The 21,231-nt window shown below is 71.5% G+C and carries 18 protein-coding genes; 9 read left to right on the top strand and 9 right to left on the bottom strand.

The window, feature by feature from the left end; translation table 11 throughout:
* Positions 1–26 precede the first annotated feature (26 nt).
* The 6 genes from HHX33_RS13060 to HHX33_RS13035 all read left to right on the top strand — a co-directional run bounded on the left by HHX33_RS13060 (position 27) and on the right by HHX33_RS13035 (position 6,791).
* Positions 27–2,588 carry a DNA translocase FtsK gene (locus HHX33_RS13060; RefSeq protein WP_182874809.1) on the top strand — a complete coding sequence of 854 codons (2,562 nt, stop codon included), beginning with the start codon at positions 27–29 and terminating at the stop codon, positions 2,586–2,588.
* A gap of 178 nt (positions 2,589–2,766) precedes the next feature.
* The gene (locus tag HHX33_RS13055; protein WP_182874808.1) at positions 2,767–3,510 is read left to right on the top strand and encodes a helix-turn-helix domain-containing protein; all 744 of its coding nucleotides are present in this window, start codon (positions 2,767–2,769) and stop codon (positions 3,508–3,510) included.
* A gap of 30 nt (positions 3,511–3,540) precedes the next feature.
* Entirely contained in the window at positions 3,541–4,953 is a 1,413-nt protein-coding gene (gene rimO / locus HHX33_RS13050; protein WP_182874807.1) for a 30S ribosomal protein S12 methylthiotransferase RimO, read from the top strand.
* Positions 4,950–5,690: a CDP-diacylglycerol--glycerol-3-phosphate 3-phosphatidyltransferase gene (gene pgsA, locus HHX33_RS13045; protein ID WP_182874806.1), complete on the top strand. Its 741-nt coding sequence runs from the start codon at positions 4,950–4,952 to the stop codon at positions 5,688–5,690. The genes rimO and pgsA overlap by 4 nt, the downstream gene beginning before the upstream one ends.
* Positions 5,687–6,181 (top strand): CinA family protein, encoded by a 495-nt coding sequence (locus HHX33_RS13040; RefSeq protein WP_111699709.1) that lies wholly within the window; start codon positions 5,687–5,689, stop codon positions 6,179–6,181. The genes pgsA and HHX33_RS13040 overlap by 4 nt, the downstream gene beginning before the upstream one ends.
* Before the next feature lie 253 nt (positions 6,182–6,434).
* Complete coding sequence (locus HHX33_RS13035) at positions 6,435–6,791, top strand: helix-turn-helix domain-containing protein (protein ID WP_111699708.1); 357 nt, start codon at positions 6,435–6,437, stop codon at positions 6,789–6,791.
* 259 nt (positions 6,792–7,050) lie between these two features.
* On the opposite strand, the gene HHX33_RS13030 is transcribed toward HHX33_RS13035, so the two are convergent.
* The 3 genes from HHX33_RS13030 to HHX33_RS13020 form a co-directional block, all read right to left on the bottom strand.
* Complete coding sequence (locus HHX33_RS13030; RefSeq protein WP_182874805.1) at positions 7,051–7,836, bottom strand: Fpg/Nei family DNA glycosylase; 786 nt, start codon at positions 7,834–7,836, stop codon at positions 7,051–7,053.
* A 33-nt stretch (positions 7,837–7,869) separates the two neighbouring features.
* Positions 7,870–8,334, bottom strand: a complete 465-nt coding sequence (locus HHX33_RS13025) for an RrF2 family transcriptional regulator (RefSeq protein ID WP_111699706.1) — start codon at positions 8,332–8,334, stop codon at positions 7,870–7,872.
* Positions 8,335–8,397: 63 nt separating this feature from the next.
* Positions 8,398–10,320: an endonuclease/exonuclease/phosphatase family protein gene (locus HHX33_RS13020; RefSeq protein WP_182874804.1), complete on the bottom strand. Its 1,923-nt coding sequence runs from the start codon at positions 10,318–10,320 to the stop codon at positions 8,398–8,400.
* 276 nt (positions 10,321–10,596) lie between these two features.
* On the opposite strand from HHX33_RS13020, the gene HHX33_RS13015 reads away from it, so the two are divergent.
* Positions 10,597–11,775, top strand: coding sequence for an ROK family transcriptional regulator (locus tag HHX33_RS13015; RefSeq protein ID WP_111699704.1), 1,179 nt, complete (start codon positions 10,597–10,599; stop codon positions 11,773–11,775).
* A gap of 33 nt (positions 11,776–11,808) precedes the next feature.
* On the opposite strand, the gene HHX33_RS13010 is transcribed toward HHX33_RS13015, so the two are convergent.
* Together HHX33_RS13010 and HHX33_RS13005 are read right to left on the bottom strand one after the other, a co-directional pair.
* The gene (locus tag HHX33_RS13010) at positions 11,809–12,870 is read right to left on the bottom strand and encodes a multicopper oxidase domain-containing protein (RefSeq protein WP_182874803.1); all 1,062 of its coding nucleotides are present in this window, start codon (positions 12,868–12,870) and stop codon (positions 11,809–11,811) included.
* A gap of 88 nt (positions 12,871–12,958) precedes the next feature.
* Complete coding sequence (locus HHX33_RS13005) at positions 12,959–14,194, bottom strand: multicopper oxidase domain-containing protein (RefSeq protein WP_182874802.1); 1,236 nt, start codon at positions 14,192–14,194, stop codon at positions 12,959–12,961.
* Positions 14,195–14,698: 504 nt separating this feature from the next.
* Here HHX33_RS13005 and HHX33_RS13000 point away from each other — a divergent pair.
* Positions 14,699–14,893: a hypothetical protein gene (locus tag HHX33_RS13000; RefSeq protein ID WP_182874801.1), complete on the top strand. Its 195-nt coding sequence runs from the start codon at positions 14,699–14,701 to the stop codon at positions 14,891–14,893.
* Between the two features lie 100 nt (positions 14,894–14,993).
* Positions 14,994–16,277 carry an OmpL47-type beta-barrel domain-containing protein gene (locus HHX33_RS12995; protein WP_182874800.1) on the top strand — a complete coding sequence of 428 codons (1,284 nt, stop codon included), beginning with the start codon at positions 14,994–14,996 and terminating at the stop codon, positions 16,275–16,277.
* Between the two features lie 73 nt (positions 16,278–16,350).
* Here HHX33_RS12995 and HHX33_RS12990 read toward each other — a convergent pair whose 3' ends face one another.
* The 4 genes from HHX33_RS12990 to HHX33_RS12975 form a co-directional block, all read right to left on the bottom strand.
* On the bottom strand, positions 16,351–17,859 hold the full coding sequence (locus HHX33_RS12990; RefSeq protein ID WP_182874799.1) for a glycoside hydrolase family 3 protein: 1,509 nt from the start codon (positions 17,857–17,859) through the stop codon (positions 16,351–16,353).
* Between the two features lie 120 nt (positions 17,860–17,979).
* Positions 17,980–18,831 carry a carbohydrate ABC transporter permease gene (locus HHX33_RS12985; protein ID WP_182874798.1) on the bottom strand — a complete coding sequence of 284 codons (852 nt, stop codon included), beginning with the start codon at positions 18,829–18,831 and terminating at the stop codon, positions 17,980–17,982.
* A complete protein-coding gene (locus HHX33_RS12980) occupies positions 18,828–19,844 on the bottom strand; it encodes a carbohydrate ABC transporter permease (RefSeq protein ID WP_182874797.1) in 1,017 nt (338 codons plus the stop codon). The genes HHX33_RS12985 and HHX33_RS12980 overlap by 4 nt, the downstream gene beginning before the upstream one ends.
* Before the next feature lie 5 nt (positions 19,845–19,849).
* A complete protein-coding gene (locus HHX33_RS12975) occupies positions 19,850–21,181 on the bottom strand; it encodes a sugar ABC transporter substrate-binding protein (RefSeq protein WP_182874796.1) in 1,332 nt (443 codons plus the stop codon).
* Between the last annotated feature and the right edge of the window lie 50 nt (positions 21,182–21,231).

Here is a 21,231-nt window from a genome sequence, read left to right as displayed (position 1 = left end):
CCCGCCTCCGGGGTAACTTCGGCATCATGGCCACCCGTACGTCCGGACAGGGGTCCGGCAAGCGCTCCACGCCCCGCTCCGGGCCGCGCTCCGGGTCCCGTACGGCAGCACCGAAACGGTCCCCGGCCGGCTCCCGAGGCAGGGCTGCGCCCCGGCCCGCGCCCAGGAAACGCCCGCCCGCCACCGGACACGACCCGATCAGCTGGGTCTTCCTGGTGATCGGCAAGGTCGTCATCGGCCTGTGGATGGTGGTGGCGAACAGCCTGGGCATGGCCGCGCGGGCGCTCGGGCAGAACGCCCGCGACCTCGACCCCGTGCACCGGCGCGACGGGCAGGGCCTGTCGGTGCTGGCGGGCGCCATCGTGCTCGCCGCGCTGACCTGGCGCGACACCAAGACGGGCTTCGCCGCGTTCGTCGACGCCGTGCTGCGCGGCACGGTCGGCTCGCTCACCTGGGCCGTCCCCGTGCTCCTCGCGCTGCTCGCCTGGCGGTTGCTGCGCCACCCCGACCAGAACTCCGAGACCGGCAGGATGGGCATCGGCTGGACCGCGCTGCTGGCCGGGATCCTCGGGATCGTGCACGTCGCCCACGGCACGCCGTACCCCTCGGGCGGGCCGACCGACGGCATGGACAACGTGTCGGCGGCGGGCGGCATGGTCGGCTTCATCGTCTCGGCGCCGCCGTCGAGCATCCTGCCGGCGTTCATCACGATCCCGCTGCTGGTGATGCTGTCGGGCTTCGGCCTGCTGGTGATCACCGCGACCCCGGTGCACCGCGTCCCCGAGCGCCTCGCCGAGATCCGGCACATGCTCTTCGAGCGGCCGGAGGGCGCCGGGGCGCCGCGCAGGTCGCCGGCCGGGCCGAAGAAGCGCACCCGCAGGTCGCAGGGCGACGCCGGCGAGCCCGGCGACACGGTCAAGCCCTACGACACGCCCGTGCTGTCGGAGAAGGAGCACTCGCCGGAGATCGTCCCCGGCCTGACGGACGACGTCGCCGACCCGGCCGAGCCCGGCGAGCCCACCGAGCCGGAGATTCAGCTCCCCAAGCCCGTGCCGCAGCCGCCGCTGCCGACCCCGGCGCCGCGGAAGGTCGAGCAGCTCGTCCTGTCCAGCCAGGAGGGGCCCTACACGCTGCCCGATCTCGCGATGCTGCGGCCGGGCAGCGCGCCCAAGCAGGAGACCAAGGCCAACCGGACGGTCGTCAACGCGCTGACCAGCGTGCTGGAGCAGTTCGCCATCGACGCGCAGGTCATCGGCTTCACCCGCGGCCCGACGGTCACGCGGTACGAGATCGAGCTGGGCCCGGCGGTCAAGGTCGAGAAGGTCACCGCGCTCACCAAGAACATCGCGTACGCCGTGAAGTCGGCCGACGTGCGGATCCTGTCCCCGATCCCGGGCAAGTCGGCGATCGGCGTGGAGATCCCCAACGTCGACAAGGACCTCGTGTCGCTCGGCGATGTGCTGCGCTCGCAGGTGGCCCAGGCCGACCACCACCCGATGATCGTCGGCCTCGGCAAGGACGTCGAGGGCCGCACCATCGTGGCCAACCTGGCCAAGATGCCGCACATCCTCATCGCGGGCGCCACCGGCGCGGGCAAGTCGACCTGCATCAACGGGCTGATCTCCTCGATCCTGATGCGGGCCACCCCCGACGAGGTCCGCATGGTGCTGGTCGACCCCAAGCGGGTCGAGCTCAGCGCGTACGAGGGCATTCCCCACCTCATCACGCCGATCATCACCAATCCGAAGAAGGCCGCCGAGGCCCTCGAATGGGTGGTCGGCGAGATGGACCGCCGGTACGACGACCTGGCCGCCAGCGGCTTCCGGCACGTGGACGACTTCAACAAGGCCGTCCGGGCGGGCAAGCTGGTGCCTCCGCCGGGCAGCGAGCGGGTCTACCAGCCGTACCCGTACCTGCTGGTGATCGTGGACGAGCTGGCCGACCTGATGATGGTCGCCCCGCGCGACGTGGAGGACTCGATCGTCCGCATCACCCAGCTCGCCCGCGCCGCCGGCATCCACCTGGTCATCGCCACCCAGCGGCCGTCCGTGGACGTGGTCACCGGCCTGATCAAGGCGAACGTGCCGTCGCGGCTGGCGTTCGCGACCTCGTCCCTCGCCGACTCCCGGGTCATCCTCGACCAGCCGGGCGCCGAGAAGCTGGTCGGGCAGGGCGACGCGCTGTTCCTGCCGATGGGCGCGAGCAAGCCGATGCGGCTGCAGAACGCGTTCATCTCCGAGAAGGAGATCGCGGAGGTCGTCGGCCACTGCAAGGTCCAGATGCAGGCCGAGTACCGGGAGGACGTGGCCGCTCCGGCCGCCGCCAAGCGGGAGATCGACGAGGAGATCGGCGACGACCTCGACCTGCTGGTCCAGGCCGCCGAGCTGATCGTGTCGACCCAGTTCGGCTCCACGTCGATGCTCCAGCGCAAGCTCCGGGTCGGCTTCGCCAAGGCCGGACGGCTGATGGACCTGCTGGAGAGCCGCAACGTGGTCGGCCCGAGCGAGGGATCGAAGGCCCGCGAGGTGCTGGTCAAGCCCGACGACCTGCCCGGCCTGCTCGCCGACCTGCGCGGGGAGACCGGCTGAAAGCCTGCTCCCCGCGCGGGAGGCTGAGCCGCGCTCCTCTCGCCAGGCCCTGAAACCGGTGCGAAGGTGACAGAGCGGTTGCTCTGTGTCCACTCTTGGGTACCGTTCGTAGTCAGTAGCTGATTGAATGTGGCTAACTACGCATTGTGGGGCGGTCTGGAAGACAGGGGGCTTAACGATGAGCGTAGGTGCTGCGTTGGCCGAGGCCCGTGAGCGCGCCGGACTGTCCGTCCGTCAGCTCAGCGAGCGCACGCGGATCCGCGAGACCGTCATCGAGCGCTTCGAGGGGGACGACTTCTCGGTGGGCGACTTCTACGCGCGCGGCCACCTCCGTACCATCGCGTCCGATCTCGGCCTGGACCCGGACGAGCTCGTGCGGCAGTACGAGCAGGAGCACCCGGGCGGCGACTCCCCGGTCAGGACGTCGGCGCTGTTCGGAGGGGCCGCCGTGCTGCGCGAGCGGGGTCGCCGGGGCTCCGGCTGGACGATGGCCGTCGCGGTCGCCCTGGCCATCGTCGTGATCGTCGTCGTCGCGCGGATGCTCGGAGGCTCCGGAGACAGGACGGGCCCGACGGCCGTCCGGCTCCCGGCGCCCGCCCAGCACGGGCAGGCGCGTCACGAGGGGGACCGGGAGGGCCGGAGCCTGGAGGAGGCCTTCGCGCCCGGCCTCGTGGTGGTCAAGGTCACCACGCGCAAGCCGTCCTGGATCGCCGTGAAGGACGCCAGGGGCAAGGCCATCTTCGAGGGCACGCTGCCGGAGGGGAGGACCACGACGTACTCGGCCAGGGACCGGGTGAAGATGGTCATCGGCGACGCCGGGGCGGTGCGGCTCGTGGTCAACGGCAGGGACCTCGGCGCGCCGGGCAGGGACGGCCAGATGGTGCGGCGGACCTTCGCCGCGGGCGGCCCGAGTCCCCGTTAATCGCCGACTGCCGATACCGTAGTTCGCATCATGTCTTCTCGCCGAACCGTATCGCTGATCACGCTGGGCTGCGCCCGCAACGAGGTCGACTCAGAGGAGCTCGCCGCGCGGCTCGAGGCCGCCGGGTGGCAGACCGGTGACGACGACCCGGACGTCGTCGTCGTCAACACCTGCGGCTTCATCGACTCGGCGAAGAAGGACTCCATCGACACCCTGCTCGCCGCGGCCGACTCGGGCGCGAAGGTGGTCGCGGCGGGCTGCATGGCCGAACGGTACGGCGCGCAGCTCGCCGACGCCCTGCCCGAGGCGTCCGTCATCTCCTTCGACGACTACGCGGAGATCGGGGAGCGTCTCGACGACGTCCTCGCGGGCAGGCCGCTGGTCCCGCACACCCCCCGGGACCGCCGCACGCTGCTGCCGATCAGCCCGGTGGAGCGCTCGGCGGCCCAGGCGCACATCCCCGGCCACGCCCAGGAGGACCCGCTGCCGCGGGGCGTCGCCCCCGCGAGCGGCCCGCGCACGCTGCGCAAGCGGCTCGGCTCCGGGCCGGTCGCCTCGCTGAAGCTCGCCTCGGGCTGCGACCGGCGCTGCACCTTCTGCGCCATCCCGGCCTTCCGCGGCTCGTATGTCTCGCGCGGTCCGGAGGACCTGCTCGCCGAGGCCGCGTGGCTGGCCGGCCAGGGCGTCAAGGAGCTGGTGCTGGTCAGCGAGAACTCCACGTCGTACGGCAAGGACCTGGGCGACCTGCGGGCGCTGGAGAAGCTGCTGCCGCGGCTGGCCGAGACCGACGGCGTCGAGCGGGTGCGGGTCAGCTACCTGCAGCCCGCCGAGCTGCGGCCGGGGCTGCTCGACGTGATCGCCTCGTCCGAGGGGATCGCGCCCTACTTCGACCTGTCCTTCCAGCACGCCAGCGGGCCGGTGCTGCGGCGGATGCGGCGTTTCGGCGACCCCCGGCGCTTCCTGGACCTCCTCGACCAGATCCGCGAGCGCGCGCCGGAGGCGGGCGTCAGGTCGAACTTCATCGTGGGCTTCCCGGGGGAGACCCAGGAGCAGTTCGAGGAGTTGGTGGGCTTCCTGGAGGAGGCCAGGCTCGACGTCATCGGCGTCTTCGGCTACTCCGACGAGGAGGGCACCGAGGCGTACGGCTTCGACGGCAAACTCGACCAGGACGTGATCGACGAACGCGTGGCGACGCTGACCGAGCTCGCCGAGGAGCTGACCGCCCAGCGGGCCGAAGAGCGCATCGGCACCGAACTGGAGGTGCTCATCGAGGAGGACCTCGGCGACGGCGGATACGAGGGCCGCGCGGCGCACCAGGGCCCCGAGGTCGACGGAGCGGTCACGGTCCAGGGCATCGGCCTGGTCCCCGGGCAGATCGTGCAGGCGGTCGCGGTCGACTCCGAGGGGGTCGACCTGATCGCCCGGATCAAGGCAGGCACATGACGGAGCGCGGCGAGCCGCCGGTGGAGGTGGCGGGCCCGGTAGAGGCCACCGTGGAGGCGCCGGTGGAGGCGACCGCGGAGATCGGCCCGTCGCCGGCCGCCGCAGTCCCCGTCGCGCCTCCCGTGCCCGTGACACCGGAGCCTCTGACACCCGTGCCCGCCGCCGGTGAGGAGGGGGCGGCCCGCCGCGTCAGCACCTGGAACATCGCGAACGCCCTGACCATCGCCCGCCTGGCGATCGTGCCCGTCTTCGTCGTCTTCCTGTTCGCCGAGGGCGAGGCCTGGCGGCTGGCGGCGCTGGGGGTGTTCCTGCTCGCGTCCGTCACCGACCAACTCGACGGCTGGCTGGCCAGGAAGTACGCGCTGATCACGGACTTCGGGAAGATCGCCGACCCGATCGCGGACAAGGCGCTGATCGGCGCGGCGCTGCTGTGCCTGTCGTACCTCGGCGAGCTCGCCTGGTGGGTCACCCTGGTGATCATCGCTCGTGAGGCGGGAGTGACGCTGCTGCGTTTCCTCGTGATCAGGCACGGGGTTATCCCGGCCAGTTACGGGGGCAAGGTGAAGACCGTGCTGCAGATCGTGGCCATCGCGCTCTACATCGTGCCCATCGTGCCCGACCTGGCCAGGTGGGCGGCGATGGGTCTCGCCCTGGTGGTCACGGTGGGGACCGGCGCCGACTACGTGGTGCGGGCGGTGCGGCTGCGGCAGGTGGCGAAGAGGGCGCGGACCGTATGACGGGCATGGCGGCGCACGTGCTGTCCCTGCTGGTCCGCCGGGGCGCGACGGCCGCCGTGGCCGAGTCGCTGACGGGCGGTCTGATCGGGGCCGCGATGACCGAGCCCATGGGGGCCTCGGCGGCCTTCCGCGGCGGGGTGGTCGCCTACGCCACCGACCTCAAGGCGAGCATCCTCGGCGTGCCGCCCGGCCTGCTGCAGCGGGAGGGGGCGGTGCACCCGGACGTGGCGGCGGCCATGGCGACCGGGGTGCGTAAGCTGACGGATTCGGACTACGGTCTGGCAGTGACGGGGGTCGCCGGTCCCGAGCCGCAGGACGGCAGACCGGTCGGCACGGTCCACATCGCCCTGGCCGGCCCGGGGGAGCGGCTCTGGCACCGTGACCTGCTCTTGACCGGGACCAGGGACGAGATCAGAAAGGCGACCCTCCGGGAGGCTTTGGACCTGTTGGAAGGTGTGCTACAGGCAAATTCGGGGGAACATCTCGGGTGATTACCGCGTTACGTCCCCAGCGAACATGCTCGCCACGGTCTGCCGCGGTGTTGCCCTCTACAGGTACGGTGGAGCTGTGAGTGAGGTCCGTGAGCCATCGGCGAGGAGCAAGACAGGCGCACGCCCGGCAAAGGGGCCGAGCGAACCAATGATGACGGCGAGGCGTATGTACGAAGGGCAGATGAAGAAGGGGCGCCATGAGCCCACCGTGCGAGGCGTCGTGAAGGCGCCCCCTTTGGGGAGGGAGCGACAGATGATCCTGCTGCGTCAGCTGCTCGGTGACGTACTGCGGCGGCTGAGGGTGCGGCAGAATCGCACCCTTCGCGAGGTCTCCACCGTGGCCCGTGTCTCACTCGGCTATCTGTCCGAGGTGGAACGCGGCCAGAAGGAAGCCTCTTCTGAGCTGCTCGCCTCGATCTGCGGCGCACTGGGCGTCCCGCTGTCCCAGGTGCTGCGTGAGGTGTCCGACCAGTTCGCGCTCGCCGAACTGCAGGCCGCCCCCATGCTCGCGGAACTGCCCGAGCACGAGCGGCTGCCGATTCCCGAGACCGTGCCCGCCGGCCCCGAGTTCGACGGCTTCCCCGAGGTCAAGGACATGGTCGCCGCCTAGAGACGGCGCTTCCGCCGCCCCGGGTCTGCGCCCGTGGCGAGTTCGTGCCGCCGTGCCTGACGCCGGACGCCCGGCCCCCGGGTGTGCGACCGGTGTCGCCCTCGCACGCAGGATCGCCGCGGCCCAGCTGTCCGGGCATGTGCCGGGCCTGTCGCACGACTGTTCTCCGTGCTCGTTTCCCCGCGCTCGTTCCCTCGCGCTTGCCGCCCCGCTCTTGTTCCCCAGTGCCTGGTCCCCTGTGGTTGTTCCCCTCGCGCCGCTATGGGCGCTGGCAGGCGGGACACCAGTAGACGAGCCGTTCGGACGGCTGCGGACCCATCTCCCCCCTGCTGATCGGACTGCCGCACCGCCGGCACGGATGGCGTGCCCTGCCGTACACGAGCAGTGACCGGCCGGGACGCGGATCACCGCTCGTCACCGGAAACGGCGCGTCCTTGCTCGCGTCCATCAGCCGGTGCGCGGTCGAGACCAGCGACTCCAGCTCCTCCGGCGGGATCGACCCGATGACGCGCCATGGCGACAGGCGCGCGGCCCACAGCGTCTCCGCCCGCCAGATCGTGCCGATTCCGGCCAGCACGCGCTGGTCGAGCAGCGCCTCTCCGATGGTCCGCCCGGGCTCCCGCAGCAGATTGCCCACGGCCCGCCCGGGGTCCCAGTCGGGCCCGAGCAGATCCGGGCCGAGATGCCCGACGACCCGGTCCTCCCGGCCGGTGGGGACGAGGTCGACCATCCCCAGCCGGGTTCCGACCGCCTGCCACTCGGCGTTGGCGAGGACCAGCCGCACCACGTCGCCCCGGGGCACCGGCCGCCCTGCCGGGCCGACCCGCCAGCTGCCCTCCATGCGCAGGTGCGTGTGGACGGTGAGCCCGCCCTCCACCCGGGTCAGGAGATGCTTGCCGCGCGAGATCGTGGTGAGCACGGCCCGGCCCCGCAGATCGGCGGTGGCGTGGCGGGGCACCCGGAAGTCGCTGCGGGTCAGCGTCCGGCCGTCGAGGGCCTCCCGCAGGCGTTTCGCGGCCCGGTAGACCGAGTCACCCTCCGGCACGCCATCCTCCCGCGAGGGTCGGGGACGGGCGGTTCACACCGGTGTGTGCGAGTCCCAGGCCGCCGGGTCGGCGGCCAGTTCGGTCACCCGGGGAGGCAGCTCGCCCTTGGCGATCTGCTCCAGGTTGACCTCCTCCAGGATGGCCCGCTCGCTCGCCCGCAGCGCGATCCACACCTGCTGCAACGCCTGGGCGGCGCCCTGGTAGCCGACGTGCTCGGGCCGCTCGCCCCTGACGTTGGCCAGAGGGCCGTCCACCGCTCGGATCACGTCGGCGAGGGAGATCTCGGCGGCCGGGCGGGCCAGCACGTAGCCTCCCTCCGGGCCGCGCTGACCGCGTACGAGGCCGGCGCGGCGCATCTGGAGCAGGATGTTCTCCAGGTATTTGGGGGGCATCTCCTGCCCCTTGGCCAGCTCGCCCACCGTTGTGGGTCCCTCGCCCGCCGCGGCGAGCTCGGCGGCGGCACGGAGGGCGTAGTCGACACGGGCAGAAAGTCGCATGTAGCCGATTATCCCGCCTGGTTGGCCTCGGTACGACGCGCGGTCCCCTCTCACCTCCCGGCCTCACCCCACCCGCAGGCGTACGACGACCGGGAGGTGGTCGGAGAACGGCACCCTGGGGACGTCGGCGGCCACCGCCGTGAGCCCCTTCGAGATCAGCACGTGGTCGATGCGCCGGACGGGAGCGTCGGCGGGCGAGGTCGGCGGGTCGCCGAGCGCCAGCAGCGGATCGGTCAGGCCCGCGGCCTCCAGCACCCGCATCTGCGGGTCGGACGGTGTGGTGTTGAGGTCGCCCGCCACGATCACCGGTCGCGGCTCGGCCACGCCGACGCCGGGCGGGAGGGCGGCCGCGGCGAGCCGCCGGGCGATCGCCGCGACCTCGGGCGCCTGCCCTCGCGGCTCCTGCAGGTGGGTGTTGACGATCCCCACCTCGTGGTCGCCGACCTCCAGCACGATCGACTGGGCCTGGGCGCCGGTCGGATAGCCGTGCCGGTTCAGCCGGGTGGAGCCGATCTCGGTGACGGGCAGGTTCGTGAGCAGCGCGTCGCCCCAGAGACGGTCGGCGGCGGGGGCGAAGTGGTAGCGCATCCCCAGGCCCCGGGCTATCCGCGCCAGGTCGTCGTGCCCGCCGTTGAGCAGCCAGCCCCGGTCCACCTCGCTGAGCAGCACCACGTCGGGACGCCGCGCCGTGGCCCAGGCGGCGATCCGGTCGAGGTCGAGCCGGCCGCCGAGCCCGAACCCCATCCGGATGTTGTACGCCACGAGCGTGAACTCGTTCCCCTCGATCGGCCGTTCGGCGGGGAGCCGCTGCCAGGTGACGAGCCCGGTCAGCAGCGCGATCGACAGCGCCGCCGAGCCCCATCGGCGGGGCGCCCGCCGTACGGGGGCGGACCGGTGCCGCCGGCCCCGCCGGAAGGCGACGACGGCGACCAGGGCGGCCACCGCCACGGGGACCACCGCGTTGGGGAACCCGAGGTCGGCGTCGAAGGCCGCGTAGTAGAGGAAGGCCGCCACCAGGAACACCAGCATTCCGCCGAGCACGGCGACGCCCCCGCGCCGGGCCGCGGTCTCCGGGCGGGCGCCCGTGTCATGTCCGGCGCCCGTGTCTGGTCCGGCGGTGGCGGCGGCGCAGGCGCCGAGGGCGATGGTCGCGACGATGGCGGCGAGGCCCGTCACACCCGCCTCCAGCGCCGCCACCGCGGCGACCAGGAAGGGCCCCGCCGCCCAGCCCCACGACGACGTCCAGGCGCACACGACGGCGGCGCACCACGCCCCCGCCTGCAGCGTGACCATCAGGGCGGGGTAGGCCCCGCTGTGCTGCCCGGCCTCCTGCGGCAGCATGCCCGAGCCGCCGCCGTACATGCCCGCGAGCAGGAGCATCGGGCCGAACGCGAACCACACGGCCGCCGGGGCCGGGCCGGGCGACGGGGGCGACAGGCGTACGGACCACAGGAAGGCGGCGCAGAGTGCTGTTACGGCGAGCCAGGGCAGCGGCCCGTCCCGCCAGACGAGGTCCACCCGGTCGAGGGCCAGGTGGAGGATCGAGGCGCCCGACAGGCCCCCGACGAGCCCGGCCGGCACCCACGCGCCCCTGGTCGTGCGCGCGCAGCCGTAGAGGAAGACCAGCCCCGCCGTGACCCCGGCGGAGGCGAGCAGAAGCTGGGGCGTGCCCCCGTCGGAGACCTGCAGGCAGAGCCGGGCCGCGGTGAGCGCCGCCGCGCCCGCCACCAGGACGATCCGGGGTGGGACGAGCCGGGCCGCGGGGATCGCGGCGAACGGCAGGACGAACCACAGCGCCGCGTACAGCCCCATGCGTCCGGGAGAGGTCTCGCCCGCCCTGCCGAACAGGGTGATGAGGGACGGCAGGAACACCCGCACCACGTCGAACAGGAGCGCGACGCCCGTCACGAGCATGACCAGTGGCCACGGGGGAGCGGGCAGCCCGCGCCGCGGCGGGGCGTGCGGCTCCCGGGCCGTCTCGGTCATGGCGCTCCCTCGTCCCGGCCGGCTGGGCGGTCATATGAGCCGTCCTCATAAGCCATCCTCGTGCGGGCTGGGAGCGTTACCGGGAGCGGCGACCGGCGCGTTCTCCGCGCTCCCCGGCTCGCTAAGCTTTGCTGAAAACTTTGTTGCTCGTTCACGGGCGCCGGTCGTTCGCGGGCGCGCGTGGTGGGAGCGCCGACGGGGGCCCGGCGAAGTCGGAGGGGTGTGCGGGTGCGCGCCGACGGTGAGCGGGAGACTCAGACGATGGGAAGCGGGAGTATGGAGCGACGTCCTGGCGTGCCCCGGCTGCTCCGGGAGATCAACGACCGGGCCGCCCTGGAACTGCTGCTCGCCTCGGGTCCCCTGACGCGTGGCCAGATCGGCCAGCTCACCGGACTGTCCAAGGTCACGGCCTCGCAGACGCTCGCGCGCCTGGAGGAGCGCGGCCTGGTGGAGGTCGTGGGGGAGCAGGCGGGCAACCGCGGCCCCAACGCCGCGCTGTACGGCGTGATCCCCTCCTGCGCGTACGTCGCGGGGCTCGACGTGGGGCCCGACCGGGTGTCGGCGGCGATCGCCGACATCAACGGGCACATCGTCGCCGAGGTGACGGCGTCTCCCGACGGCGCGGACGACCCGGTGTCGCTGGTGCACTCCGCCGTCGTGAAGGCCTGCCGCGGCGGCAAGGTCGCGCTGTCGCGGCTGCGGGGGGTCGTGATCGGCACGCCCGGCGTCGTGGACCCCCGCACCGGGGACGTGCGTTTCTCCTTCGACCTCCCGCAGTGGCACGAGGGCATCCACGAGGCGCTGGCGAGAGACCTGCGCCGGGACGTCACGATCGAGAACGACGTGAACCTCGCGGCGATCGCCGAACGCGCGCGGGGCGCCGCCCGCGAGGCGGACGACTTCGTGCTCGTCTGGGTCGGCCGGGGCATCGGCCTGGCCGTCGTGCTGGGCGGACGCCTGCACCGCGGCAGATCGGGCAGCGCGGGAGAGATCGGCTATCTCCCGGTGCCCGGTGTGCCCCTCGCCGACGACGTGCGGGCGATCCCCGGACGGCTGCCGTCGCTGCGGGGCGGACTGCAGTCACTGGTCAGCTCGGAGGCGGTCGGCGAACTCGCCCGCGAGCACGGCTTCGCCGGAGCCACCGCGGCCGACTGCGTGACCGCCGCGGTGGCCGCGGGGGCGGCGGGCGAGCCCCTGCTCGACGAGGTCGCCGCGCGACTGGCGCTCGGCGTCGCCTCGGTGTGCGTGGTGCTCGACCCCGGCCTCGTGGTCCTGGCCGGGGAGGTCTGCCGGGCCGGTGGGGAGGGCCTGGCCACCCGGGTGGAGGAGGCCGTGGCGCGCATCTGCCCCATACCGCCTCAGGTGATCCCCAGTCAGGTGGACGGCAACCCCGTGCTGCGCGGCGCCGTCCTCGCCGCGCTCGACCAGGCCCGCGAGGAGATCTTCACGGCATAGGGAGTGCGTCCGGCCGAGCCCGGTCCGGACCCGTTACATGCCCTCCATGGAGTGGCCCGGCATGGCGCTCGTCGAAGGGCTCGGCATGTCGTCCATCGAGTGGCCCGGCACGTTCCCGTTCGCGTCGGTCACGGTGAACATACCGGCCATCCCCATGTCGGAGTGGCTCTGCACGTGGCAGTGGTACATCCACATTCCGGGGCCGACGCGTTCGCCGGCGATCACCTGGAAGCCGAAGGACTCGGCGGGTCCGGTGGTCTTGGTGTCGATGACGCGGCTGTGGTCCTGCGGGCCTCTCAGCATGCCGGTGCGGTTGTCGGCCCAGCGGTGTCCGTGGATGTGGAAGGTGTGGAACAGGTTGCCGTGGGCGATGACGATGAACTCCACGCGTTCGCCCAGCTTGGCGGTGAAGTCGGGCGCCTGGGTGAGGTTGTTGGTCTTCATGTCGTTGAAGACGACGGTGAGGGTCTTGTCGGGGAGGATGTCGCCGGTTCGGCGTACCACGAGCGGTCCGTAGAGGCCGCGCAGGATGCCGCCGGTGCCGTGTTCGGTTCCCACGACGTGGTCGTGGTAGTGCCAGTAGCCCGCGCTGCCGGGCTCGATGGTGCCGTCGGTGCGGGTGCCCGGGGTGTGGGTGCGCCAGGTGTAGACGTACCGGCCTCCCGGCTGCACCACGCTGTCGTTCATCCGCGTGCCGTCGCTGGAGGTTTCGTAGTCCACTCCGTGGGCGTGCAGGCTGGCGGTCACGTCGGTGTTGTTGACCAGCTCGATTTCGAGGGTCTCGCCCTCGATCATCTCGATGAGGGGGCCGGGGATCGTGGGCTTGCCGGCCTCCAGGCCGTAGCCCAGCTGACCGTCGGGCAGCTTCTCCGCATAGAGCGTGATGCGGCGGACGCCGCCCGGCGTGCCCGCGGTCCTGGCCGTGGTCCCGGCCGTGGTCCCGGCCGTGGTCCCGGCCGTGGTCTTGTCCGCAGGCGCCGCGGTGACCTGGCTCGCCACGGCGAAGGGGGCGATCGCGGCGGCTGTCGCCGCGGTGGTGGCGAAGGCGCGCCGGGAGAACAGGCGTCGCGTCGCGTCGGTGTTTTTCTCGGTCATGGGTTCCCAATCGGTGACGGCACTCGCCCGGGTGCGGCGAGCTGGGGGTGGTCCGAGCTGGAGGATGGTCTGTGCCGGCGCTGCCAGGTCAGCCGCAGCTGATCGCGCTGTAGCCGGTCTCGTAGGTCGAGGTGACCTTCTTGCCGCCGATCGTCGCTGTCCCGGTCACGGTGACCTTGCCCGCGCCGATCTGCTTGGCCCGCGTGTTGAAGGACTGGTACGCCTGCTTGCCCGGAGCCACGTTGGCCGCGGTCGTGGAGCCGTACGGGGTGGTCAGCGTCACGGTCGCCGGCACGTCGCCGTGGTTGACGGCCGTGACCGCGACGTACGCCGACGTGCCCACGCAGCGGGACGCGGCGGTGACGGTCAGCGGCACCTTCTCGCTCGCGCCGGTCACCGTGAACGTCCCGGACATCCCCGCGTCGGAATAGCCCTGCACGTGGCAGTGGTACATCCACTTCCCGGGGCCGACGCGCTCGCCGGCGATCACCTGGAAGCCGAACGACTCGGCCGGTCCGGTGGTCTTGGTGTCGATGATGCGGCTCTGGTCCTCCAGGTCTTCCAGCATGCCGGTGCGGTTGTCGGCCCAGCGGTGTCCGTGGATGTGGAAGGTGTGGAAGAAGTTGCCGTGGGCGATGACGATGAACTCCACGCGTTCGCCGAGTTCGGCGGTGAAGTCGGGCGCCTGGGTGAGGTTGTTGGTCTTCAAGTCGTTGAAGACCACGGTGAAGGTCTTGTCGGGGAGCACGTCGCCCGTGCGCCGTACCACCAGTGGCCCGTAGAGGCCGCGCAGGATGCCGCCCGTGCCGTGTTCGGTTCCCACGACGTGGTCGTGGTAGTGCCAGTAGCCCGCGCTGCCGGGTGCGAAGGTGCCGTCGGGGCGGTCGCCCTGGGCGTGGGTGCGCCAGGTGTAGACGTACCGGCCTCCCGGCTCCACCACGCTGTCGTTCATCCGTGTGCCGTCGCTGTTCCATTCGTAGTCCACTCCGTGGACATGCAGGCTGGCGGTCACACCCGTGTTGTTGACCAGCTCGATTTCGAGGGTCTCGCCCTCGATCATCTCGATGAGGGGGCCGGGGATCGTGGGCTTGCCGGCCTCCAGGCCGTAGCCCAGCTGACCGTCGGGCAGCTTCTCCGCATACAGGGTGATGCGGCGGACGTCGCCCGGCGTACCCGCCGTCTTGCCCGCGGCCTTGTCCGCGGGAGCGGCGGTGACCTGACTCGCCACGGCGAACGGCGCGACCGCGGCGGCTGTCGCCGCGGTGGTGGCGAAGGCGCGCCGGGAGAACAGGCGTCGCGTCGCGTCGGTGCTTTTCTCGGTCATGGTTCCCAATCGGTGACGGCGCTCGCCCGGGTGCGGCGAGCCGGGGGGTGGTCCGAGCTGAGGGGGTCGAGGTGCCGGCGGCTAGCCGGCGCATATGACGTGGGGGCTGGGGGTGGGGCTCGGAGGCCGGCCTATGGGGCGCAGGGCGTCCCGGTCCGGAGGTGTTCGCGCAGGTAGAAGGGCAGTTCCATGGGTGCCTAGCAGGTCTTTCGCCGATTCTTCGATAAGAATGGTAACGAACTAGTGAACTTTGTCATCAATGTGGACTAAGTGCTGCCAGACTGTTACGTTTTCCGCCGTAGCGCCTGAGGATTCGGCCATCGGTCTCCGCAGGGATGGAGGACGTCACGGCACCGGCATCGGCGAGGCCGGTGAGCACCGCGGCTGATCAGACAGTTCTTCCGAAGGTTGCTGTCGCACCCCCCAACCAAAGGAGTGGACGATGGGCCGAAGAGACCTCTTCGCACACCCCGATCACCCGCCTGGCGCCGCGCCGTGATCATAATGTCAAACGTCCCCCTGACCGTGGGAGCGGCGACGCCGCCCGTCATGGCCGCGCCGGCCTGCCATCACTTCGAGGTCGACACCGACCTGGCCGAGTTCCGCAACGCCCGTGTGCGTGAGCTCTCCCGCCCGGCACGCCCTCCGAGCGACGCCGGCCGCAGCGCGATGTCCGCCGGCCGACGCATCGGATCATGAGAGGTACAACGGTATGCGCATCAGATCTTCTTCGGGCTTCCTCAGTGGTTTGCGGAGGGCGCTCAGAACCCCTGCCACGCTCGGACGCATCGTCCTGGTGATGCTGGCGGTGGCACTGCCGACGGTGTGGCTGTCGGGAGTCGGGGCCGCGGCACAGAGCCAGAGCCAGAGCCAGCAGGCCGGCCAGGCGGCGGAGCAGACGCTCGTCTGGACCGCCGACAACAGCTACACCGAGTACAAGTCCGTGCCGATCACGGCGACGGCCGGCCCCGCGACGATCGTCTTCGAGACGAACGAGTCGACCGGCAACACCTTCGGGATGACGCACACGCTGACGTTCGACGTCTCCAGCCCCGGCTACAACCACGACGTCAACGTCAACATCCTCGCCAGCCCCTTCGACACGAGCGGGGGCAGGCACGAGGTTCAGGTGAACCTCACCCCCGGAACGTACCGCTACTACTGCATGATCCCCGGTCACGCGGGCATGGTCGGCGAGCTCGTGGTCACCAGCGCGGGCCCCACCGACACGACGCCGCCGCAGGTGTCGGCGTCGGTGTCGGGCGAGAAGGACGCCGATGGCAACTACGTGAGCTCCGCCGCGGTGACCGTCTCGGCCACCGACGACGAGTCCGGGGTGGACACGGTGGAGTACGCCCTGGACGGCGGCGCGTTCCAGGCCTACACGGCTCCGGTGCCGGTGAGCCAGGTCGGCCAGCACACCCTGCGCTACCGGGCCGCCGACAAGGCCGGCAACACCTCCGAGGTGCGGTCGGTGACGTTCACGGTGGTGGCCCCGCAGCCGAAGGACACCACCCCGCCGGCGGTGTCGGCGGCCGTGACCGGCACGAAGGACGCCGATGGCCACTACGTGGACTCCGCCACGGTGACCATCACCGCGACCGACGCGGAGTCCGGGGTGGACTCGATTGAGTACGCCCTGGACGGCGCTGCGTTCCAGGCCTACACGGCTCCGGTGCCGGTGAGCCAGGTCGGCGAGCACACCGTGCGCTACCGGGCGACCGACAAGGCCGGCAACACCTCCGCGGTCGCCACGACCACGTTCACGGTCGTCATGGCGCCGCCGCCCGCCAGGACGCCGCTGACCGTCACCGCCTCGGCCCGCTGCGTGGGCACGTCGGTGTACGTCGCGGTCACGGCCGTCAACGACGGTGACGTGCCGGCGACCGTGACGCTGACGACGCAGTACGGCTCCACGACCGTGGCCGACGTGGCCCCGGGCAAGCGGGCGTACCAGTCCTTCAACGCGCGGGCCAAGCAGGTCGCCGCGGGCGAGGTCACCGTCACGGGGACGTCGATCATCGACGGCGAGAAGGTCACCACGCCCTACGAGGCCGCCTACAACGCGATCAGCTGCGGCTGACCGGGCCGGCGTACCGGGGACGCCACCGTGGTGAAAAGGGGCCGGCCGGTCGATCGACCGGCCGGCCCCACTCCTACAGCCCCACCGCCAAGGGACCACCGCTCAGCAGCTCCACCGCGGCCTGGGCGTTGGCGCGGGCCGCGCCGTACGTCGCGAGGTAGGCGCCCGTCCCGGGCCGCCAGATCGGCAGGCCCATCTCCATGACGACCGCGTCCGGGCGGGCGGCGAGCAGCGCGGAGATCAGGTCCCGGCTGCGCGGGTGCCGGTGCGCGTCCTTCACGACCACGAGCAGTGAACGGCCCTGTGCCCGGCCGAGCAGCGCGGCGGCGTCGGCGTCCTCGGGCCTGACCCGGACGATCTCCGCCTGCGGCAGCCACGGCCCGACCCCCCACGGCACCTCGCCCACCGCGATCGTCGGCGGGGTGTCCAGTTCGACCACGAACGGGTCGACCAGCGGCGCCGCCGAGCCCGTCAGCGACACGGCGCGGCGGGCCGCGTCCAGCCCCACGACCTGGCTCTCGTCCCCGGCGGACGCATCCGGCCGGGCGAACCAGTCACGCAGCCGGTCCACCCGACCGGCCGCCTCCTCCAGGCGCCCGGCGGGGAGCCGGCCCTCGGCGACGGCCTCCGCGATGTGCGCCACCATCCGCCGTACGTCCTCCGGCGTGGGCAGCGGCCCGAGGCACAGCAGGTCGGCGCCCGCGGCCAGGGACAGCACGGCGCCCTCGGCGAGCCCCACGCTCTCGCTGATCGCGTGCATGTCGAGGGCGTCGCTGATCACCACGCCGTCGTAGCCCAGCTCGCGGCGCAGCAGCCGGGTCAGCGCCTCCCGGCTGAGCGTGGCCGGCAGGTCGCCGGTCAGCTCGGGCACCGCCACGTGCGCCGTCATGATCGACTTCGTGCCCGCCCGGATCGCCGCGAGGAACGGGACCAGCTCACGCTCCCTCAGCAGGTCGAGGGAGGCGTCGACCAGCGGGATCTCCAGGTGGGAGTCCTGGTGTGTGGCGCCGTGGCCGGGGAAGTGCTTGACGCAGGCGGCGATCCCGGCCGACTGCAGGCCGCGTACGGCGGCCACCGTGTGCCGCGCCACGAGGTCCGGCGACGGGCCGAACGACCGGGTGCCGATGATCGGGTTGTCGTCGGCGGTGTTGACGTCGGCCACGGGCCCCATGTCGAGGTTCACCCCGCACCGGGCGAGGTCGGCGGCCATGGCGTGGTAGACGCGCTCGGTCAGGTCCACGTCGTCCACCCGGCCGAGCGCCGCGTTGCCCGGATAGGCGCTCCCGGTGTGGTAGGCCAGCCGGGTGACGTCCCCGCCCTCCTCGTCCAGGGAGACCACGGGCCGCGCGGCCTCGTTCAGCCGGGCCGTGAGCGCGCCGACCTGCTCGCCGGAGGCCACGTTGAAGCCGAACAGGCACACGCCGCCGAGGCCGTCCTCCAGGCCGCGCAGGACCCAGTCCGGCGCGGTCGTGCCCCGGAACGAGATGAGCAGCGCGCCCGCCGCGAGCCGGTGCAGGCCCGGGTCGCCGGTACGCGTGGACAGGTCTGCGGCCCCCGGCTGGGAGTCGCGGGTGGCGGACATGGTGTCTCGGCTCCTTCGTGGAGAGTTTCGTGAGAGTGAGAGCGGAGGGCGCGCGGGCAGGGCCCGTACGGCCACCGGGTGCGGCGGCCGTACGAAGCGGGGGTGCCCGTAGCGGTGTGGTTAACCCTTGACCGCGCCCGCGACGAGGCCGGAGACCATCCGCCGCTGGACCAGCAGGAAGAAGACGAGGACCGGGATGGTCATCAGGGTCGAGGCGGCCATGATCCCGCCCCAGTCGGTCGACCGCTGGCCGACGAAGAACTGCAGTGCGACCGGCATCGTGTACTTGCCCTGGTCACCGATCAGGGTCAGGGCGTAGACGAACTCGTTCCAGGTGGTGATGAAGGCGAAGATGCTGGTGGCGACGAGGCCGGGCGCGACCAGCGGGAACAGCACCCGCCAGAAGGTGGTGAACCGGCCGGCGCCGTCGATCCAGGCCGCCTCCTCCAGTTCCTTCGGCACGGCGGCGACGAACGTGCGCAGCATCCAGACGGAGAACGGCAGCGTCAGGCCGACGTTGATGACGATCAGGCCGAGCAGCTGGTCGTACAGGCCGAGCCGCTTGACCATGGTGAACAGCGGGATCAGCAGCGCCTCGGCCGGCACCATCTGCACGATCAGCAGCAGGATCAGGAACGACGTGCGGAACCGGAACCGGAACCTCGCCACGGCGGTCGCCGCGAGCAGCGCGAAGACCGCGCCGAGCACGACGGCGCTGAGCGCCACGAGGGTGCTGTTGACCAGGTACCGCCAGATCGAGTGCCCCGCGACGCCCCTGGTGAAGACGCGTTCGACGTGGTCGAGCGACGGCGGGCTCGGGAACGGGATGAAGCTCGTGGTGAAGATCTGGTCGTTCGGCTTGAAGGCCGTGGCGACCATCCAGTAGACGGGGAAGACCGCGAAGAGGAACACCGCGACCCCGGCCGCGTTCAGCGCGGCCCGTCCGAGCCTCCTGCGGGTCAGCGGGCTCATCGGATGTCGTCCTCCGTCTTCACGATCTGCCGGACGTACACGAAGGTGATCAGCAGCAGGATCACGGTCAGCACGACCGCGATGGCGGCGCCGAGGCCCATCTTCGGCGGGCTGCTGAACGCCTCTGCGTAGCTCCACAGCGACAGGTTGAACGCGTCGCGGTTCACCGTGCCGCCGGCCAGCAGGTAGAGCTGGGTGAAGACCTTGAAGTCCCAGATGACCGACAGCACGACCAGCACCGAGAACACCGGTTTGAGCAGTGGAAGCGTGATCCTCCGGAACGTGTGGACCGCGCCCGAGCCGTCCATCGTCGCCGCCTCGTACAGCTCGCCGGGGATGCTCTTGAGCCCGGCCAGCACCGACACCGCGATGAACGGGAACGACGCCCACACCACGGCCATGACCAGCACGAAGTAGAGCGTGAGCGTGTCGTTGAACCACGGGTGCCCGCTCCAGTCGGCCTGGCCGAACAGCAGGTTCGACAGCCTGTCCGGCAGCAGGTTCAGGGTCCAGTTGACCACCCCGGCGTCGGAGTCGAACAGCCACTTCCAGACGATGGCCTGCGCGGTGGGCGGGGTGGCCCACGCGGCCATGATGCCGACGACGACGAAGGTCGACATCTTCGGGCCCAGCCGGTGCAGCAGCAGGCCGACGAGGGTGCCGAGGGCGAGGGTCAGCGCGACGGTCACGACGGCGAAGAGCACGGTGTTGCGGAGCGACGACCAGAACAGGTCGGAGCCGAAGATCTGCGTGTAGTTGTCCACGCCGACGAACTCGGCGGGCGCGGGGTTGACCGCCTTGATCTGCCGGAGCCCCACCTTGTGGAAGGACATCACGACCATCTGGCACAGCGGGTAGAGCAGGAGCGCGGCGATGACCAGGAGGCCGGGCAGGATCAGGACGTACGGGACGGCTCTGGGGGAGAGGGCCGGGCGGCCGGGCCGTCTGCGCGGGCGCCGCGCCGGGGCGGAGGTGTCGGCTCCGCCCCGGGCGAGGGTTGACGTGTGGGTCATGAGTCCTACTGGTTGAGGATCGTCTCAAGCTCGGAGTTGGCGTCCGTCAGAGCCTGGTCGACGCTCTTCTTGCCCTCGATCACCGAGCGTGCCGCGTTCTGCAGCACGGCCTTGGTGTCGTTGGCCTCGGCCCAGTTGGGGCTGGCCGGGAAGCCCTTGGCGACCTTGAAGGTGTCCGTGAAGGGCTTCTGGGCGGGGTCGCCGCCCATCTCGGCGAGCGCGTCGGGGTAGAGCGGGAGCAGGCCGCCCTCCTTGGCGTACCGGACGCCGAACTCCTTGCCGGCCGCGAGCTTGAGATACTCGGCGGCGAGCTCGGGGTTCTTGGCGTCCTTCCAGATGGCGATGTCGTTGCCGCCCTGGAAGGCGGGCGCCGGGCCGGAGCCGTCCTTGGCCGGGAGCGAGAAGAAGCCCATCTTCGACTCGTCGACCTTGCCCTTGCTCTGCTCCTTGATGGCGGCGATGTCCCAGCCGCCGGTGACGTACATGCCGACCTTGCCGGCGGCGAAACGCTGGGCGATGTCCACCGAGTTCTGCGTCAGGCGGCCCTTGCCGGACACGCCGTCCTTGGCGACCAGGTCCGTGTAGAACTGGAAGCCCTCCTTGAAGCCCGGCTGGGTGAGCTGGCCCACCCACTTGCCGCCCTCGAACTTGGCGAAGTCGCCCCCGGCGGACCAGACGAACGGCGACAGCGACATGTTCGCGTCCGAGCCGCCGTTGAAGGCGAAGCCGTCGACGTCCTTGCCCTGCTTGTCGACGATCTTCTTGCCCGCGGCGATCAGCTCGTCCCAGGTCTTCGGGACCTCGATGCCGAGCTTGTCGAACCAGTCCTTGCGGTAGAGCACGGCCCGGGTGCCGCCGCCCCAAGGAACGGCGTAGATCTTGTCGTCGATCGTCTCGTAGCTCCACAGGTTCTGCGGGATCTCCTGGAGCTCGGTGTCGCCCTTGACGATGCCGGTGATGTCGGCCAGGGCGTCCTGCGCCACCCAGGCGGCGACCTGGTCGTTGCCGAACTCGGTGATGTCCGGGCCCTCGCCGCCGGCGAGCGCGGCGGTCCACTTCTTCTGGGCGTCGGGCCAGGGGATCCACTGGACCTTCGCCTCGGCGCCCGTCTGCTCCTTGAACTTGGCGCCCAGGTCGTCCATGTATTTGGTGAAGACGTCGGTGGGGGCACCGAGTCGCCACACGGTAAGAGTCTGGCCCGCGAACTTGGGACCGCCGGCTGCCGCGGAGGCCGCCGGCGCGGCCGCGTCCTTGGAGTCGTCGCTTCCGCAAGCGGCGAGTCCCAGGGCCAGGACGGCGGTCGCGGTGGTCGCGACCGCGATCTTCACAATCTTCACGATGGTTCTCTCCCTTCCCGGCTTCGCGTCGGGGGTGCGCCTCGTGGGGG

Origin of the sequence: Microbispora sp. H10670 (assembly GCF_014161385.1) — a bacterium.
Taxonomy (GTDB): domain Bacteria; phylum Actinomycetota; class Actinomycetes; order Streptosporangiales; family Streptosporangiaceae; genus Microbispora; species Microbispora triticiradicis.
The sequence above is the reverse complement of the archived record's forward strand: the minus strand, read 5'-3'. Positions and strand labels throughout refer to the sequence as shown.